The following is a 17,677-nucleotide window of genomic DNA, read 5'->3' as shown; positions in this document are numbered from 1 at the left end:
AACATTTTAAGTTAGGCAATGTCGCCATCCCATCATTGCCCCTGGAGCCAACATTCGTGGGGTGGGAGGGCACCTCCTGTTAACTCCAGTCCCACCCCGCAGGGCAATCTGGAAAGCTCACTACGTGAGGCTCACTCCATCCGTTTTGAGGGGAGGGGAATTCACAAATAAATAATTTTCCTGGCTGGGAGGACGATATTTCCTCCATCGGTCCATTTGTCAACTCATTGAACTTGCTTGACTCTAGACGAACATTGAATTTGCTCAAAATCATCTGTGACGGTATCGAAATCTTTCGGCCAGCGGAAATAATACCAGTATTTATTCTTTAATTCTGAGAGCGACAACCCCTTATGTCCACCGAGCAGGCTACTGGGCCTGCCTTTTTTGTCCAGACATACACAGTTGTCAGTTTCATTGGTGACTTTTCGAAATTTACTGTCAATCCGGATTATCTTGTCGGCATCTGATTTATGCAAAGGGTGTTTGGTACAGTAATTTGCAATCACACGATCTAGATCTTCCCGAAACGCCAAATCATGGTCATACTCAGTCCAGTCATATCCCCTTGATATCCATTTTACAGACTCCTCCCACTGCATGATTACTTGTCTCAATTCAGCAGGAGTACTATTTGATATTCCTGATAAATTATGAAAATGGCTGTCGGATAAGTTGCTGTAAAATCGGGATGCAATATTCCGTAATTCCCTATTCAGGCACCTTAATGCTTTTAACTCAATCCATTTCGGCACTCCATAAAATGCCTCGGCAATGCCTCCGGTTATACAACCCAGTGTGTCACTGTCACCACCTAGGGAGATAGCCAATCGGACGGCACTCTCATAATCCGTTGAGTCCAGAAAGGCGATGATTGCCTCCGGGACACTTCCCTGACAGGTGACATCAAAGCTGTAATGTGGCCGAATTTGTGCACAGGTGCGGGTGAGATCATAGCCGAAGTTATTGGCAATGTAGCTGCGAATCTCCTCTTTTCCTGCGCCGGTTCTTGCCATGAAGATTGCTGCTGCCGTTGCCTGCGCCCCCCTTATGCCTTCAGGATGGTTATGGGTAATAGCGGTGTAGAACTCTGCTTGTGCCAATACATCTTCAAGCGTATTGAAAAAAAAGCCAACTGGGCTGATCCTCATGGCCGCCCCGTTGCCGAAGCTGTTGTACGGCTCTATAGATGGTCCCGCCGCCCAAGTGATGAATTTGCCGCCGTAGCCCACATTCGGGTAGCGGTTGTAATATTCTTTCAGCAACTGGCAATAATCTTTTTCCCATACAAGTGCTTCTGCCAGCGCAATTGTCAAAACAGTATCATCAGTAAATCGGCAGCCTGGAGCGAACAACGGAAACTCAGTTGTCTTTATAGGGTCGAATTCGTATAACGAGCCGATTATATCACCTGCAATTGCTCCCAACATGGGTATCCTCGAATTGTTCTTACTATTTTTCTGTTTCAGATTCATTTCTCAATCGTGGGAACGAAGCAAATTAGCGTGCGGCCCAGGAGCAACGTGCTACTTGCGGCCAAAGCATGCCACCAGCACAATATGGGACCCGATTTAGGTATCCCGACCTCATTGAGAGGTTGCTGGTGGCTGCTCGATGAGGCTCTGGCTGCGAGAGGTGCTATGCATCGACACCAAGCGCTCACCCGTCCATCATGCATATTCTGTTGTAATCAGAGGTGGGTGGATTTCGCCACCCACCCCGCCGCTTGCTTTGCCAATCCAGTGGCCCGCTACCCGGACTGCGCGATGCGAATGCCCGGACGTACAAGCGGCGTTCTGAACTTTTAATTCTTTCTCAATCGTGGGAACGAAGCAAATTAGCGTGCGGCCCAGAGGCAACGTGCCACATACTCAAGGGATGGCGTCGCGCATACGTCCGAAACGTCCCTGGACCTCCGTCCGGCAACTAAGGCCGGCACCACACTATTAGTTCCGATAGTACGATAGCGAGAGTACAATTCCCTCGAATGGTTCACCACCAAGAGCCCTCCGTTCCCACGATTCAAATAACAATGTGAATCGGCATGCAATATTGACCCACTTAGGGGGATAATCGGCGTCCAAAATTGACCCACCTCAGCACCTTCCTCCATACTCTCTGGAACCAACCAGAGAGAGGAGTACCGAAAGGAGATGCTGAACGTGGAAACCATCCGCAAAGTCCGTCACGCCCACTACCGAGATGGCAAAGGCATCCGGGAGATAACCCGCGAATTCAACCTTGCCAGGAACACCGTCAGAACCATCCTCCGCACCGGCATGACCGACCAGAAGTACGTAAGGACTGAACAGCCACGTCCGAAGCTCGGCTCCTTTGAAGCCAGCCTTTCTGAATGGCTGGCTGAGGACAACAGCAAGCCTGTTCGCCATCGCAGAAGCTCTCAGATCCTGTTTGAGCAGCTACAGCGTGCAGGATACGAAGGAGGCTATGACAGCGTCCGCCGCTATGTGAGCAACTGGAAGAAAGCAGACGGCACGGCTGCTGTAAAGGCCTTCATACCCCTTGCCTATGACCCTGGTGACGCTTTCCAGTTCGACTGGAGTTACGAGAAGGTCGAACTCGGTGGTGTCCCCGTAGAGATAAAGATCGCCCACTTCCGCCTGTGTCACAGCCGCAAACCGTTCTGTGTCGCCTATACCCGTGAAACTCTTGAGATGGTCATGGATGCCCATGTCCGGGCCTTCGAGTTCTTTGGCGGTGTCTGCAGGCGAGGCATCTACGACAACCTGAAGACGGTAGTTACCAAGGTGCTGATGGGCAAAGACCGGGTGTTCAACCGTCGCTTCCAGAACCTGGCCTCCCACTACCTGTTTGAACCGGTAGCCTGTACGCCAGCCGCAGGTTGGGAGAAGGGACAGGTCGAGAACCAGGTCGGCGTAGTCAGGAAACGTTTCTTTGCCCAGCGTAGGCGGTTCAAGGACGTGGCTGAGTTGAACGAATGGCTACTGGACCAGTGCCGCAATCACGCCGCCACTTTCAAGCATCCCGAGCTCAGGACCAGAACCATTGACGAGGTGTTTGCCGAAGAGCGCAACCGTCTGCTGAGTATGCCGTCTCCGTTTGATGGTTATCAGGAAAGCGTTGCGCGTGTGTCGCCGCAGCTCCTGATCAGCTTCGACCGCAACCGTTACAGCGTCAATGCGATGGCTGTCGGTAAAACAGTCTCAGTACGTGCATACGCAAGCCGGGTGATCATCGTAATGAACGGCACAACGGTTGGAGTCCACGACCGTAACCTCAGTCGTGACAAGGTCATCTACGACCCCTGGCATTATATCGCCGTACTGGAGCAGAAACCGGGAGCCTTGCGAAACGGTGCCCCCTTCAAGGAATGGGATCTGCCGGAATCGATGGGTGAGGTCAGAAAGATACTGGCGGAACGCAGCGACGGAGATCGCCAGTTCGTGGGGATATTGAGCGTCGTCCGTCGTTATGGCTTGGAAGCCGTGGCAGAAGCGTGCGCCAAATCGATAGCCGACAAGACGGTCAGCAGCGATGTCATACTCACCATTCTGTCACGCACACACGATGAGCCGCAACCGGAACCGCTGCAGCCGTCAGCACAGTTGCCGCTGCTCAGGTTGGTCCCGGTGGTGGACTGTTACCGCTATGACCGCCTCCTCTCGGGAGGTGCCTATGGTACTGCGTGACCGACTGATGGAAGCCATCGGGACGCTCGGACTGTACGGAATGAAGTCCATCCTTGATGAGGTGCTGGCGGCAGGGATAAAGAGTCGGGCCACTCCGGACAAGATACTGTGCGACCTCCTGGAAGCGGAGATGGCGGAGAGGAAGTTAAGAAGCATCCGTTACCGCATGAGTCTGGCCAGGTTCCCGGTAGACAAGGATCTCGACCGGTTCGAGTTCGCAGCCACACCAGTCAATGAGATGCAAGTCAGAACCCTCTATGATGGCAGCTTCCTGTCCGATCACAGCAACATCATCATGGTCGGCGGTACCGGAACCGGCAAGACGCACCTTGCCATCTCCATAGCTCGGCAGAGTATCAGAAATGGCAGGAAAGCCAGGTTCTTCAACGTACTGGATCTGGTGAACCAGTTGGAGCAGGAGAAACTCGACAACCGGGGTGGCAAGCTGGCGGAACACCTGGCAAGGCATGACCTGGTTGTCCTTGACGAACTGGGTTACCTGCCATTCTCCAAGAACGGCGGCCAACTCCTGTTCCACCTGATCTCGAAGCTTTACGAGAGAACATCGCTGATCATAACAACCAACCTGACGTTCGGCGAATGGCCACAGGTATTCGGGGATGGAAAGATGACGACAGCCCTGCTGGACAGGATCACTCATCACTGCGAGATAGTGGAAACCGGAAATGAAAGCTGGAGAATCAGAACGAGGATAAACAACTAAAAACTACTGCTGGGGTGGGTCAAAATTGAACGCCTATAGCGGGTCAAAATTCAATGCCGATTGACATAACAATGCCGCCATCTCGGCATTGCACCCAAAGCCAACAGTCAGTGGGGTGGGATGGCACCACCTGTTGACTCCAGTCCCACCCCGCAAGTATCTCTGGGGAGCTCACCAGAGGTGAGGCTTACACCAGCCTATTACGGGGTGAGATATTGGTTACCACGACGAGGGATGCAGCCACTTTTCAGTGTCCCCCCCCCTCAATCGTCCGAAACTCTACGCGGCATCCCAATATTGTTAAAGCAATTCGATATACTGCTTACGCATCATCTCGAACATAGTTTCCTCGGCATCATATCCAGCGCTGGAATCCTTCTCGGATAACGCGATCATAAAGTATCGCAGAAAGTCATCGTTCGCCAACCATGCAGCAGCCTCATCTCTATAGAAATCATACCATGCGCCTTCTTTTTCATCATCAGGTAACGCCAACTGCTGTGCTACCATCCTGAACCGGGCGGCAATCAGATCATGAGACATCTGGATTCTACGATGGTCAAAGTGCCCTCCCTCGCGGAATTGTTCCCACAACTGGGTCACGTCTGTCCAATCCGGTGAAGTGCGATACCGCAACCGACGGACCCCTGCCATAGTGATCCAATTACGGAGCATATCGTAATAGCATCCATATTGTAGCATCTTCAGCCTGTTGTCGTTATCGCCGCTATAATAAGTTCCTAAAATCATTTCCTTAGCCCCCGACCCCACCCTCACCAATTGAACAGACCTGCACGCGGTAGTAACATTGCAGCCTCCGAAGAGGCGTAACTTTGCGCGTGTAACAATGCAGGGCATAATTTGTACCCGAAGGTTCGCTTGCCGCCCAGGCAGTTATGGACATAATCATGTCCGAATGCGTGAATGCTTGTCCTGGCCTAACCCGGTAATAAACCGAGCACTGGAGTCACATCAGACGCATTGATTTTTCGTGCTCGCCTCTGTTCAAATCGGCTACCAGCTAAGTTTTTACTCTACGAGTTCCGTACCCCAATTTGCAGCCTGGATTCTGGCATCAAGTTCGCGATGGTTCTTGCTTAATTCGTCTGCCTGCTTCAACAGAGATGCAATATTTATCGTGCTGATAAACCGAATTTCAGACCGACTATATCGGTTCTGCTCGATTACGCCAGCACGAGCTACCTGCCGATTAATGCTTTGGCGCAGTTGCAGCATGTCTCTTGTGGCAAGAGCGTCGCATATCGTTGTGCCGCCCTCGAAGAATGTTTGGGCATTGGTTCGGTTAATTCGGCGCATAAGAGTTTCCATCTCTGCGGTTAACCGGTCAAGTTCGGCAAATAATTCGCCAGGTGATTCTGGAGGAGCATCCCCTTCCTGTACCTTGGCTGATGAGATCAACCTCTCTTTAAGCTGGCTAATCCTCTGCTGGCAATTCGCTCGCGCGTTCAATGCTTCTGCTAATTTCATGACTTGTTCCTCCCTCTGTATAGTTTGCTGAATTTAAAAACTTGATTCCATCGTCTCCGAGATAAGGTCTCCTGTGATCATAGGCACCGAGAAAGATCTCATCCGGTATTCCACAGGGAAATGCCTGACAGGTATGATCCCATTCCAGCCTCGAACATTTAGTGCATTGTGGTGCGGCCATCGGCATCCTCTTTGGTTATTTGACAAATTCAAAACAGTATAAGCCGACGGCGCAGAATGATACTATTCGACGGTGAAGCAGATCAAAAGAACAAGGGGATAAAAGCGCGAGGGAAGCTTGTTTCTGAAATAATTGGGATATTCCCGCAGATTTGCGTAAGATATCGTAAGGTATAACAAGAAGGCCACTTTCTACTGGATGTGATAAATGACCGACTTAGACTGGCAAACCATAGCAAAAGCAATCCGAGAAAATCGTTTTACAGACATTTCACCCGAAGAATGGGGTCTGATTGCAAACAAGGTCGATACAATGAAACGAAGGAAGGGGCGACCACGCGAGACAAAACAAGAGGTTATTGATCAAGCCGTATTTTATTTACAGGAAATTGAACGAGGCGGAACCGAAAAAGAGATTAAAGAGCGAGTGAGAGTCCGTATTAAGGAAAAACACAATACTCCTCCACAAAGTGATGATGCGATCCGAAAAAATGTGGAGAGGCATATTCACACTGCTATCACCGCAAAATCATTATCTTCAATTCTCCAGAAACATTCTAAAAAGCCGTCCTCCGACCAGCAATAACCCCTCCCCACATTTTTCTTAACAAAAAAATATCCGGACAAAAAACTAGTACATTTTTTGTCCTTTTTTGCGTGCGACTAAAATTTGTTATTTCTTGAATCATAACGAAAGCCGGTGGCCACCAGCGACGACATTCAGGAGGAAACAAAAATGACAGACCGCATTGGCCGACGATCCCGGCGAACTGTCAGCGTCTTTCTGCATGAACGTATTTGAGCAACTATATTTGGAAGCTCGTGAACTACGCCATCTGGTCATGGCCTCAAAAGGCTACCCGCTCAAAGCAAATGAAATAAATGAAGAGATGATCGAAAATGCGAGGTGCTATCCTATTGACCAGATTGTTCAATTCGATCAGCACGGTCAGTCCGCTGCATTCTGTCACCCAGACAACCGACCTTCGCTTGTCTGGCATCGTGCAAAGAATCGGGCCACCTGCTTCCCTTGCGCCAAGTCATTCAATCCCATCGACGTGCTGGTGCAGCGAGACGGATACTCTTTCAGGGATGCTGTGATATTTTTAACTGCAGAGAAAAATTATCGCTGGATGGCGACTGGCAAATAACCGGCACAACAATAATATAGAGGAAATTTAATAATGGAAAATCGAGTAAAAAAAAGAACAAGCAGGGCAAAGCCACCGGAGAAATTAAAAAAGGTAGGCCGCAAGCCATGGGAACCTGACTACGTGAGAATAGAGCAGTGGGCGCTGCACGGACTCTCAGACAAGGCAATAGCAGCCCTCTGTGGAATATCGCAACCCGTATTCTGCACCAAGAAAAATGAATTACCTAAACTCCGAACGGCTTTGGAATATGGTAGAGCAAAAGGCGAAGCAGCCGTCAGCCAAAAACTGCTCTCCATGGCGCTGCAAGGAGATCGGGACATGATAAAATACTATCTCGGGCGTCGTTGTGGATGGACAGAAACAACTTACCTGGAAATACCCCAAAAACCAATCCACGAGATGACTGACGAAGAACTCATTGCGCTTATTAACGGCGAAGTGCTCCCATAAATGCAATACCCACCAGAACTGCTGGCAGACAACTGTCAATGAAGCTCTCCAGAATACCGTACGACAGTCAACAGACGAGAATGCTAGCCATCGCCATTCGCATTAAAAATGTAGAAAAAATCAAAGAGTAGTAAAATTCAAAAGTACAACTAAAGTACAACTCTTATCATAAAACAAAAAAGGCACCTACAAGATAACCTTGTAAGTGCCTGTTTTTATTGGCGTCCCCGAGTCGATTCGAACGACCGGCCCCTTCCTTAGGAGGGAAGTGCTCTATCCTGCTGAGCTACGGGGACAGGAACAGTTCTTATACCCTGCCGGACGGAAAAAAGCAACCTTCACATGCCGCCGCATGATCACTCCACCCTCATTTCATCGTGGGTAAAGCGCTCCTGCTCCTCCATCACCAGACGTCCCAGCTCCCGCTTGAGCTCGTTGAACTCGACCCCGGCCGGATCCCGGGGATAGGCCATATTCACAACCTGATTGCGCTTGATCGTGCCGGGGCGATAGGTCATGACTACAATCCGGTTGGCCAGGTAGAGCGATTCCTCGATGCTGTGGGTGACAAACAGAACGGTTTTACCGGATTCACGCCAGATACGCAGCAGTTCGTCCTGCAGTGTTCTGCGGGTCAGAGCATCCAGAGCGCCGAAGGGTTCATCCATCAGCATGACTGGCGAGTCGATGGCCAGCAGACGGGCAATGGCGACCCGTTGCCGCATGCCGCCCGACAGGTCCTTGGGGAAACGGTCACGGAACTCCCGCAGACCCAGCGTGTCCAGCAGGACATCCACCCGCTCCCGCGTCTCGAGCGCTGAGACCCCCTTTATCTCCAGACCGAAGGAAATATTGCGGGCGACCGTCATCCAGGGGAAAATGGCATATTCCTGAAAGACAACACCCCGGTCAGGGCCCGGCTCCCTGACCGGGCGGCCGTCCACGACGATGTCGCCTGAGCTGGGCGGGATGAACCCGGCAACGGCATTCAACAGGGTCGATTTGCCGCAGCCGGACGGCCCCAGCAGACAGACGAACTCACCCTGCGACAGCGACAGGTTGATATCCTGCAGTGCAACTACGCTGCGGTCGCTGCCCTCGAAGGTCTTGGAGAGATTGGAGATCGAGATATAGTCCACGTCAGGTATCCAGGCCGCGGTGCCAGCGCAGCAGATAGTTGTTGAGGAGATTCATGCCCTGGTCAATGGCCAGCCCCAGCAGGCCGATGGTAATCATGCCGGCGATGATCTTGTCGGACCACATGAATTCGCGCGCCTCAAGGATGCGGTAGCCGAGGCCGTTGTTGACGGCGATCATCTCGGACACGATGACGACGATGAAGGCTGTGCCGATCCCGATGCGGATGCCGGCCAGGATATAGGGGGTAGCAGCGGGCAGAATCACCCTCCGGAACATGGTGCCGTGCCCTGCCCCCAGATTGCGGGCTGCGCGCAGGTAGATCCCGTCCACATTCTGGACACCGGCGATGGTGTTCATCAGCACCGGGAAGAAGGCCCCCAGGGAGATCAGGAAAATGGCCGGGGGGTTGCCCAGGCCGAACCAGAGGATCGACATCGGTATCCAGGCGATCGGGGGTATCGGGCGCAGCACCTGGATGATGGGATTGAAATACTCATAGGTGCGGGGCGAGGCCCCCATGAACAGCCCCAGCGGCAGTGCCAGCCCGGCACCCAACAGGAAACCGCCGGTCACACGCCCCATGCTGCCCAGCACGTCCACCAGCAATTCGCCGGAACGCAGCCATTCCACCCATTTGACCACAATGGCGCTGGGCGACGGCAGCATGATCGGCGAAACCAGGCCTGCCCGACAGACCGCCTCCCAGACCAGCAGCAGGATGACCGGCATGGCCACTCCCCGCAGCAGGGATTTCAGACCGGGTGACACGTCTACTTGACCTTGAGGGCTGCTTTGGCCTTCTGCAGCAGATCCAGCTTGACCCAGTCAGCCGCCTTGGGGGGCTTGGCCATCCGGCCGACACCGTATTTCTGCATCAGCCTGGTGGTGATATCGATGTGCTCGACACTGATGTCGTAGGTGTAGTCGGCGTTGTCCATGGCATCCCTGAAATCCTCGGAACTGATCTGCCCCTTGAACATGTTATCGCGCACATATTTCTCGGCCAGCTTCATGTCCTTGTTGAAGAGCGTGGTGGCTTCAACAAAGCACATCATGGTCCGTTCCGCCACATCCCGCTTTTCCCTGTATATCTTCTCGGTCATCACCAGGGCGCGGATCGGTTCACCCATGGGCGTGTCGTAGGGTTTGAGGATCTCGACCCCGAACCGCTTGTTGATGGCCTGGGAGGACTGGGGCTCGGACTGGCACATGGCATCGATATGCTTGGCTGCCAGAGCCTGATTCAGGTCGGCAAAGGCCAGATAGACGATCAGCACATCCTTGCCCGGCTTGTCGGACCACGTCAGGCCGAACTTTTCCAGCTCGGCCATCAGCAGCAGTTCCTGAGCGCCGCCGCGGGCCACGCCCACCTTCTTGCCCTTGAGATCTTTTACGGATTTTATGCTAGAGCCGGCCTGGGCAACGATCCTGGCCCCACCCTTGGCAAAGCCAGCCACAACATAAACCGGGGCACCGCTGGCGCGACCGGCAATGGCGGCATCTGCCGCGGAGGCGGCGATATCGATCTCGCCGGCCATGATGGCCGGGATGATATCGATACCCTTGGGAAAGACGCGTTCTTCGACCTTGAGGTTATACTTGCCGCACATCTCCTTCATGTAGGAAACGGCGCCGTAATGGGCGAATTTCAGGTTGCCCAGGCGCACAACGTCAGCAGCCAGCGCGGGAACAGCAGAAACTGCAACAAGTAATGCCACCATACCTGCAACACATCGTCTCATCGTGTACCTCCCCAAGGTTTATGAACGTTTTTGTTATCAGAAATTCAGCAGTGAGTACACCTTGCCTGCGGGCAGTTTCTTGCGGCCGTCGAGAAAATCCAGCTCGGCCATGAAACAGCACTCCACGATCTCGCCCCCCATGCTGGTAACCATATCAACCACGGCCGACATGGTGCCGCCGGTAGCCAGCAGATCGTCGGCAATCAGGATCCGTTCTCCCGGCTTGATGGCATCCCGGTGGATCTCCAGGGTATCGGTGCCGTATTCCAGGTCATAGGTCTTGCTGAAGGTTTCCGATGGCAGCTTGCCCGGCTTGCGCACCAGTACGATGCCGGCACCCAGCTTGTATGCCAGGGCTGAGCCGATGATGAAGCCGCGGGCCTCGACACCGACCACCTTGTCGATACGCTGGCCGACGTAGCGGTTCGCAATCGAGTCCACCATGCGCTGGTAGGATTTGGCATCCTGCAGCAGGGTGGTGATGTCCTTGAAAATGATGCCCTTCTTGGGGAAATCGGGGATATCGCGGATAATGTTTTTGAGATCTTCCATGGTACGGTTCCTTTCCTGTAGCAGGTAGTAGTTTTTATTTCAGGTTTCCGTTGATTTTCTCAGCTTTTCCAGCGACTTGACCTCGATCTGGCGAATCCGTTCCCGGGTGACGCCAAACTGCTGGCCGATGGTATCCAGCGTCTGCGGTTCATTGTCGTCCAGCCCGAAACGCAGGGCCAGGATTTTTTGCTCACTTTCGGTCAGCATGTCGAACTGGGCCGAAATCCGCTCATAGCAGCTGACATTCTCAAGCTGGAACGACGGCGAGACCTGGGAGAGATCCTCAATGGTATCAATCAGCAGAAAATCGTTTCCTTCACCGATGGGGGTTTCCATCGAGCAGGTCCGGCGCAGCAGGGTCATCAGGCGCCGGACATAGGCCACCTTGGTCTTCATGCCAGCGGCAATCTCTTCTGCATCCGGATCGCGGTGCAATTCCTGCGATAATCCGCGAATCGTCCTGAGCATGCGGCTGATATCATCGGAGACATGCACCGGCAAACGGATGGTACGGGACTGGTTGACCAGCGAGCGTTCGATGGATTGACGGATCCACCAGGTGGCATAGGTGGAAAAACGGCATTCCTTGGCCAGATTAAAGCGCTCCACCGCCTTGATCAGCCCCAGGTTGCCCTCTTCGATCAGATCCAGAAACGGCAGGCCGCGGTTGATATAACGCTTGGCAATCTTGACCACCAGACGAAGATTGGATTCAATCATCGTATTGCGGGCCTGCTTGTCCCCCTTCTCTACCTTGCGGGCCAGTTCCTTCTCGGACTCGGCGTTCAGCAGCGGCGTACGCTGGATGTCACGCAGGTAGATCTTGATGGCGTCGTCAAAATGCTCCAGCTCCGTTATCGGCAGCTCCTCATCAGCAGCGGCATCGACAGACTCCTCATCGGGAAACACCTGCGGTTCTTCGACCTCATCAAGCGAGAGTCCGACAACCGGCGGAGGTTCTTCCTCTATGAAACCATTTCCAAGATACTCATCACGTTTCATGGCTCTCCCCACAATCCTCTCAGAACTAACTCTTACCACCCCTGCTTGCCGATAAGCGGCACAAAACGACAGCCTATGGATGCAGCGGTCACAAGCTCACCGTCAGCACCTTTCACGATCTTCACCAGGCGCTGCTCCGCCTCGTTCCCCACCGGGATCACCAGCCGGCCGCCGACGGCCAGCTGGTCGGTCAGCACCTGCGGGATCTCGGGCGCACCGGCGGTCACGATGATGGCATCGAAGGGCGCCTCTTCCTCCCAGCCGACGGGACTGTCAGCGCAGTCATTGATCCTGAGCATGATATTGAACAGCCTCAGAGAATCAAGGCATTTGCGGGCCCGCAGCGCCAGGGGGCGGATGCGTTCCGCTGTACAGACGCGATCGGCCAGCGTGGCCAGGATGGCGGTCTGGTAACCGGAGCCGGTACCGATCTCCAGCACCTTTTCGCCCCCGGTCAGGGCCAGCAGTTCCGTCATCAACGCGACGATATAGGGCTGCGAGATGGTCTGCTTTTCACCGATCGGCAGCGAGGTGTCATTGTAGGCCTGCAGGGCAAAGGCTTCCTGCACAAAGATGTGGCGCGGTATCTTCAGCATGGCGTCCAGCACCCGTCGGTCGGTAACCGGCTGACGGTCCCCCGCGGTCGGCTGGGCGATCTGGTCCTGCACCATCTTTTTTCTGGCAATTTCATATTTCATGTTCAGCCCCGTAAGAAGGCGGGAATATACCAAAAGTTCTGCACAATGTCCAGATGCGTCACAGGGTCCAGCCGGACAGTATTTTCATGGATTCGTAGTTGGTCAGATCAAGGTGCAGCGGGGTGATGGATACATGTTTGCGGTTGAGGGCATGGAAATCGGTACCCGGTTCGTCGTTGAATTCCGGCTCTTCGCTACCGATCCAGTAGTACTTGCGACCGCGCGGGTCGGTTTTATCGACGATCTTGCCGATAAAGGAGCGGGTACCCTGGCGGGTAATCAGGGGGGGCTGCATCTCATCCGCCGGGCAATCGGGGCAATTGACATTGAGAAAGGTATCCGCCGGCAGCCCGTTGGCAAGCACCTGGCGGGCGATCCGAACCGCCACCTGGGCAGCGGCATCGAAATGCCCATGGCGCTCGAAGGTCCCCAGCGACACGGCGATGGCCGGTATGCCCATCAGGTTGGCCTCCATGGCAGCCGCCACCGTACCGGAGTAGGTCACATCATCACCCAGGTTGGCGCCGTGGTTGATACCCGACACCACCAGATCAGGCCTGACCGCCAGCAGCCTGTTGATGCCCATGTTGACGCAGTCGGTCGGCGTGCCGTCCACCGCGAAGAAGCCTGCGCGCAGCTCGAACACCCGCAGGGGCGAGTGCAAAGTCAGGGAATGGCCGGCGGCGCTCCGCTCGCGATCGGGTGCGACAACCGTAACCGTGCCCAGTTCGCGCAGGGCCTCGGCCAGCGCCAGAATACCGGGGGCATGGATACCGTCGTCGTTGGTGACCATGATGTGCATGTGATTGATCCCGTTGCTGTTGAGGTGACAAGCCGGCCTGTTATGGCAGAATTCGGGTCAGAAATCAAGCCGTGCCTGCCTGACTGTTTTGTGTTTACAAAAAACGGTGAACTGGGTACATTCATCCCCCAAACGCAGTTTTGATACAGAATGGATGCGGCATATAATCTTCGGGAGGTCATGTGTATGAAGGCAGTACTAATGGAAGGTTTCGGCGGGGTTGAGGTGCTCAAGGTGGGCGAGGCTGAACGGCCTGTCGCCGGCGAAGGTCAGGTACTGGTCAAGGTGTTCGCCACAACGGTAAACCGCCCAGACCTGGTGCAGCGCGAAGGCAAGTATCCGCCGCCGCCGGGGGATTCGGAAATCCTCGGCCTGGAGGTGGCCGGGGTTATTGAAGAACTGGGAACAGGTGTCAGCGGCTGGAAGATAGGCGACAAGGTCATGTCGCTGGTGGGTGGCGGCGGATACGCCGAATACGCCGTGGCCTATGCTGCACATCTGATGGCTATACCGGAAAGCATGAGCTTCGAGGAGGCGGCCTGCGTCTGCGAATCCTATATCACCGCCTTCCTGAACGTCTTCATGATCGGCGAGTTCAAGGACGGCCAGACCGCCATCCTGCACGGCGGCGGCGGCGGAGTCAATACGGCCGCCATCCAGCTTTCCAAGGCCCTGACTCCGACCAGTAAACTGATCGTGACCGCCGCGCCGGAGAAGATGGAGCGCGTCAAGGAGATCGGTGCCGACTGCCTGATCAATTTCCGCGAGACGCCCGACTTCACCGAGGTCGTCAAGGAATACACCGCCAAGAAGGGGGTCGACCTGATCCTCGACCATGTCGGCGCCAAATACCTGGCTCCTAACATGAACTCCCTGGGCTACAAGGGCAGACTGGTGGTCATCGGTGTCACCAGCGGCATCAAGGCCGAGCTGAACCTGGCCCTGATGATGGTCAAGCGTCAGCAGATCATCGGCAGCGTACTGCGCTCGCGGCCGGTTCCGGAGAAGGGGGAGATCGTGGCCGAATTCACCCGCCGCGCCATTCCCAAATTCGCCGACCGCACGATTGTGCCGATCATCGAGAAGGTCTTCACCATCGACCAGGTGGTGGATGCCCACCGCATGATGGAAGCGGACAAGCACTTCGGCAAGATCGTGCTGAAGATTCGCTAGCTCGAACACAATACAACCCACGAAAAAACCGGCCCGGGATTCAGTTCCCGGCCGGTTTTTTTGTATGTATCTTAAAACAGAGCTTCTTGTAAAAGTCCAAAAAGTCCCCTCCCCCCTGGCGGGGGAGGGTTAGGGTGAGGGGGAGGTTGCTATGAAATTAGCATGTTGCAGCTTCACCCACCCCCTAACCCCCTCCCGTCAAGGGAGGGGGAACTGATTTAGAAGAGCTCATCCAGCAGATCAAAATCAATATAGGTTTCTGCCAGGCTACGTATCAGGCCCAGCTTTTCAGTATCATCGGCGGTTATTTTGGATACATCCTCGCTGATCATGCCGTACAGCTCGGCAGTCGTGTTTTCCTTGGTTCGCATGTAGGGGATGTTGCTTTGGTCAAGGATCATCTGGGTAATGGTGCTGATGGGGGCGATGCCGGGAATCACCAGGCCGACGATGCACGAGCGATAGGCCGGCAGCTTGTAGAGATTGGCCAGCGTCACCAGCAGCTCATCACGGCTGCTGGTGACGATCAGCAGGGAAGACTCACGGATCAGCTCGGTGACCCTCTGGGTCGAAGCGGCGCCGATCTGGACATGGTGGATGATCCGGCCCATTTCACGCCGGTTGCCCTGCAGGGGCAGTCCCAGCAGCTTGGACACCCGCCTGAGCGTGGGATTGGCCAGGACCGGGTGATAATCGACCCCGCCGATCACCTTCATCTGTTCATCGGCCAGGGCCCGGGAGAGGTAATCCAGGGTGCGGTCCCGCTTTTCCGGGATCAGCTTGTTGGCGAGTACGGCCCGCACCTGAACACCTTCCTTTTCAAACAGGGCCAACCCCATACAGATATTATCCACGACGTTTCCCAGGCCGCCACCCGTCACCATCAACACCGGCGCATCCAGCATCCGCGCAATGCGGGCATTGGACATCTTTATCACCGAGCCGACACCCGGGTGCCCTGATCCTTCAATAATGATGATATCGCACTGTTTTTCCAGTTCGGTATAGGCCCGCATGATCCTTTCCTGGAGTTCCCGGGGAGAAAGCTCGCCATCGACCACCTTACGGGTCGTATCGGGATGGACTACCACCGGCGACATCCAGCGCAGATCTTTTTCCAGTCCGAAAACCTGCGCAATCAGGGCGGCATCCTTGTCAACCGTACTGCCATGAAAGCTGGCCGGTTTGGGGCCGAGCGGCTTGATGAAACCAACCCGGCTGTACTTCTTTTGCGCCAGGTGCATCAAACCGAGGCTGGTGGTGGTTTTTCCGCAGTTCTGCCCGGTGGCTGCGATAAATATTTTTTTTGCCATGGTGAGGGATCCTCGCACGGAACAGCAGTTCATGCAGATATTGTTGAATTATAGACCGGGCTTGTTGATTCGTCTATCAATTCAAAAGGCCGGGAGAGAAATCCCCCCGGCCAAGGCCCCGATAAATCGGGATAAGTACGTTCACGAAATTATTCCCGAAAAAACCTCGGAAATAATTTCTAACGTACTAAAAAGGAGCACACATGGCAGTATGTGCTCGTCCAACACCTGTTCCTAACAGATCTGCAGGATTGCTTCTTTGTACCGAAGAATCAGCCGGCCATGCTCTGCGCCAGCAGCTCAGTCAGGTGCATGAGCCTGACACCCGGCAGCTGATCAGCCAGCCCCTTTTTCAGCTGCAGCAGGCAGCCCGGGTTACTGGTCACCAGCACCTGGGCGCCGCTGGCCCGCACCGTATCCAGCTTGCGCTGCAGGATCCGGTCGGACATCTCCGGCTTGGCAATATTGTACGTACCGGCGCTGCCGCAGCAGGCATCGGCCGTTTCCAGTTCCCTGTAGGTCAACCCCGGTATCAGCCTGAGCAGATCACGCGGCTCCTTGCGAATCCCCTGGCAATGGGCGATATGGCAGGGATCGTGATAGGTCACCACCAGGTCAAGCGGCTTGAGTTTCCCACGCAGCTCTTCGGCATGCAGAGCCAGAACCTGCGAAATGTCGCGCACCTTGGCGCTGAAGCGCGCTGCCGGTTCACCGTCGATATGGTGCCCATACTTCTTCAGCTCAGCCCCGCAGCCGCCGCAGTCGGTGACAATAAAATCCACATCATAGCCGTCGAATATCTCCACATTAGTGCGGGCGGCCTGCTTCAGTCCTTCCAGATCACCGCCCAGCATATTGGGGGCCCCGCAGCAGACCTGGCTGCGGGGAGTGATCACCCTGTAGCCGAGTGAGGCCAGCAGTTTGATGGTGGCCCGGCTGGCATCAGAGAAGATCAGGCTCATGACGCACCCCAGGAAGAATCCGATTGTCCCGCGCTCTTGGCCTTCCGCAGGTGTCACCTCCTGGATCTCCTGACGCAGCGGTCGGTCGGGCAGTTCCGGCAGCAGACCTTCCATCCGTCCCAGCTGCTTGGGGAACATCTTGAGTACACCCAGCGTGCGAACCAGTTTCTGCAGGCCGCTATTCTGGTACATCCGCATCGGCACCATGGATGTTTCCAGCCGGTCGGGATGGGGCACCAGTCTGCGCAGGATCAGATCCTCCATGAAACCGAGGCCGCCCGCTTCCTTGCGTTCACAGGTAAATTCCGCCACCAGCTCGCCGGCATTGACCCCGCAGGGACAGGCCGAGGCGCAGGCCTGGCAGTCCAGGCAGAGCGAAAGGTATTCCAGCAGCCGTTCCGACTGGTCCAGATCACCCTCCTGCAGCTTGCGGATCAGGGCCACCCTCCCGCGCGGCGAGGCGGTTTCAAGGAAGGTTTCCTTGTAGGTCGGACAGGCCGGCAGACACATGCCGCAGCGCATACAATTGATCAGTTTGACGTAGTCCATAAGAACCTCTTATTGCCACAGAGGGCACAGAGAACACAGAGGAAACAACAAGTTACAAGGATGATAACGTTAAGATT

The 17,677-nt window shown here is 54.7% G+C and carries 18 protein-coding genes and 1 tRNA gene; 6 read left to right on the top strand and 13 right to left on the bottom strand.

All coding sequences use genetic code 11. From position 1 onward, the window contains the following. Positions 1-224: 224 nt before the first annotated feature. Positions 225-1,430, bottom strand: a complete 1,206-nt coding sequence (locus ACOCF6_RS16585; RefSeq protein ID WP_482461439.1) for an ADP-ribosylglycohydrolase family protein — start codon at positions 1,428-1,430, stop codon at positions 225-227. Between the two features lie 723 nt (positions 1,431-2,153). On the opposite strand from ACOCF6_RS16585, the gene istA reads away from it, so the two are divergent. Both istA and istB read left to right on the top strand, forming a co-directional pair. Beyond that, positions 2,154-3,671, top strand: a complete 1,518-nt coding sequence (gene istA / locus ACOCF6_RS16580) for an IS21 family transposase (RefSeq protein ID WP_482458892.1) — start codon at positions 2,154-2,156, stop codon at positions 3,669-3,671. Further along, positions 3,658-4,395 carry an IS21-like element helper ATPase IstB gene (istB, locus tag ACOCF6_RS16575; protein WP_482458893.1) on the top strand — a complete coding sequence of 246 codons (738 nt, stop codon included), beginning with the start codon at positions 3,658-3,660 and terminating at the stop codon, positions 4,393-4,395. Before istA ends, istB begins: the two co-directional genes overlap by 14 nt. A 300-nt stretch (positions 4,396-4,695) precedes the next feature. Here the strand turns inward: istB and ACOCF6_RS16570 are convergent, their stop codons facing one another. Together ACOCF6_RS16570 and ACOCF6_RS16565 are read right to left on the bottom strand one after the other, a co-directional pair. Further along, complete coding sequence (locus tag ACOCF6_RS16570) at positions 4,696-5,145, bottom strand: hypothetical protein (RefSeq protein WP_482461438.1); 450 nt, start codon at positions 5,143-5,145, stop codon at positions 4,696-4,698. 279 nt (positions 5,146-5,424) lie between these two features. Continuing rightward, positions 5,425-5,883 (bottom strand): DIP1984 family protein, encoded by a 459-nt coding sequence (locus tag ACOCF6_RS16565; RefSeq protein WP_482461437.1) that lies wholly within the window; start codon positions 5,881-5,883, stop codon positions 5,425-5,427. 388 nt (positions 5,884-6,271) lie between these two features. Between ACOCF6_RS16565 and ACOCF6_RS16560 the strand changes: the two genes are divergently transcribed. The 3 genes from ACOCF6_RS16560 (at position 6,272) to ACOCF6_RS16550 (ending at position 7,667) form a co-directional block, all read left to right on the top strand. After that, positions 6,272-6,649, top strand: a complete 378-nt coding sequence (locus ACOCF6_RS16560) for a hypothetical protein (protein WP_482461436.1) — start codon at positions 6,272-6,274, stop codon at positions 6,647-6,649. 163 nt (positions 6,650-6,812) lie between these two features. Further along, positions 6,813-7,214, top strand: coding sequence for a CHC2 zinc finger domain-containing protein (locus tag ACOCF6_RS16555; protein WP_482461435.1), 402 nt, complete (start codon positions 6,813-6,815; stop codon positions 7,212-7,214). A gap of 33 nt (positions 7,215-7,247) precedes the next feature. Continuing rightward, positions 7,248-7,667 carry a hypothetical protein gene (locus ACOCF6_RS16550; RefSeq protein ID WP_482461434.1) on the top strand — a complete coding sequence of 140 codons (420 nt, stop codon included), beginning with the start codon at positions 7,248-7,250 and terminating at the stop codon, positions 7,665-7,667. A 219-nt stretch (positions 7,668-7,886) separates the two neighbouring features. On the opposite strand, the gene ACOCF6_RS16545 is transcribed toward ACOCF6_RS16550, so the two are convergent. From ACOCF6_RS16545 to surE, 8 genes are all read right to left on the bottom strand, one after another. Next, positions 7,887-7,963 (bottom strand) — tRNA-Arg (locus ACOCF6_RS16545). A 60-nt stretch (positions 7,964-8,023) separates the two neighbouring features. Continuing rightward, entirely contained in the window at positions 8,024-8,806 is a 783-nt protein-coding gene (locus tag ACOCF6_RS16540) for an ABC transporter ATP-binding protein (protein WP_482461433.1), read from the bottom strand. 1 nt (position 8,807) lies between these two features. Next, complete coding sequence (locus tag ACOCF6_RS16535; RefSeq protein ID WP_482461432.1) at positions 8,808-9,575, bottom strand: ABC transporter permease; 768 nt, start codon at positions 9,573-9,575, stop codon at positions 8,808-8,810. A 2-nt stretch (positions 9,576-9,577) separates the two neighbouring features. Continuing rightward, a complete protein-coding gene (locus ACOCF6_RS16530; RefSeq protein ID WP_482461431.1) occupies positions 9,578-10,549 on the bottom strand; it encodes an ABC transporter substrate-binding protein in 972 nt (323 codons plus the stop codon). 36 nt (positions 10,550-10,585) lie between these two features. Beyond that, the gene (locus ACOCF6_RS16525) at positions 10,586-11,101 is read right to left on the bottom strand and encodes an adenine phosphoribosyltransferase (protein ID WP_482461430.1); all 516 of its coding nucleotides are present in this window, start codon (positions 11,099-11,101) and stop codon (positions 10,586-10,588) included. Between the two features lie 39 nt (positions 11,102-11,140). Next, positions 11,141-12,103 (bottom strand): sigma-70 family RNA polymerase sigma factor, encoded by a 963-nt coding sequence (locus tag ACOCF6_RS16520; protein ID WP_482461429.1) that lies wholly within the window; start codon positions 12,101-12,103, stop codon positions 11,141-11,143. Between the two features lie 32 nt (positions 12,104-12,135). After that, positions 12,136-12,801 carry a protein-L-isoaspartate(D-aspartate) O-methyltransferase gene (locus ACOCF6_RS16515; RefSeq protein ID WP_482461428.1) on the bottom strand — a complete coding sequence of 222 codons (666 nt, stop codon included), beginning with the start codon at positions 12,799-12,801 and terminating at the stop codon, positions 12,136-12,138. 58 nt (positions 12,802-12,859) lie between these two features. Continuing rightward, positions 12,860-13,603 (bottom strand): 5'/3'-nucleotidase SurE, encoded by a 744-nt coding sequence (gene surE, locus ACOCF6_RS16510; protein WP_482461427.1) that lies wholly within the window; start codon positions 13,601-13,603, stop codon positions 12,860-12,862. A 186-nt stretch (positions 13,604-13,789) separates the two neighbouring features. Between surE and ACOCF6_RS16505 the strand changes: the two genes are divergently transcribed. Beyond that, entirely contained in the window at positions 13,790-14,776 is a 987-nt protein-coding gene (locus ACOCF6_RS16505; RefSeq protein WP_482461426.1) for an NAD(P)H-quinone oxidoreductase, read from the top strand. Between the two features lie 218 nt (positions 14,777-14,994). Here the strand turns inward: ACOCF6_RS16505 and ACOCF6_RS16500 are convergent, their stop codons facing one another. Next, positions 14,995-16,089, bottom strand: a complete 1,095-nt coding sequence (locus ACOCF6_RS16500) for a phosphotransacetylase family protein (protein WP_482461425.1) — start codon at positions 16,087-16,089, stop codon at positions 14,995-14,997. 272 nt (positions 16,090-16,361) lie between these two features. Beyond that, positions 16,362-17,600 (bottom strand): (Fe-S)-binding protein, encoded by a 1,239-nt coding sequence (locus tag ACOCF6_RS16495; protein ID WP_482461424.1) that lies wholly within the window; start codon positions 17,598-17,600, stop codon positions 16,362-16,364. Positions 17,601-17,677: the final 77 nt, after the last annotated feature.

It is taken from the genome of Geobacter psychrophilus (genome assembly GCF_056821595.1).
The sequence above is the reverse complement of the archived record's forward strand: the minus strand, read 5'-3'. Positions and strand labels throughout refer to the sequence as shown.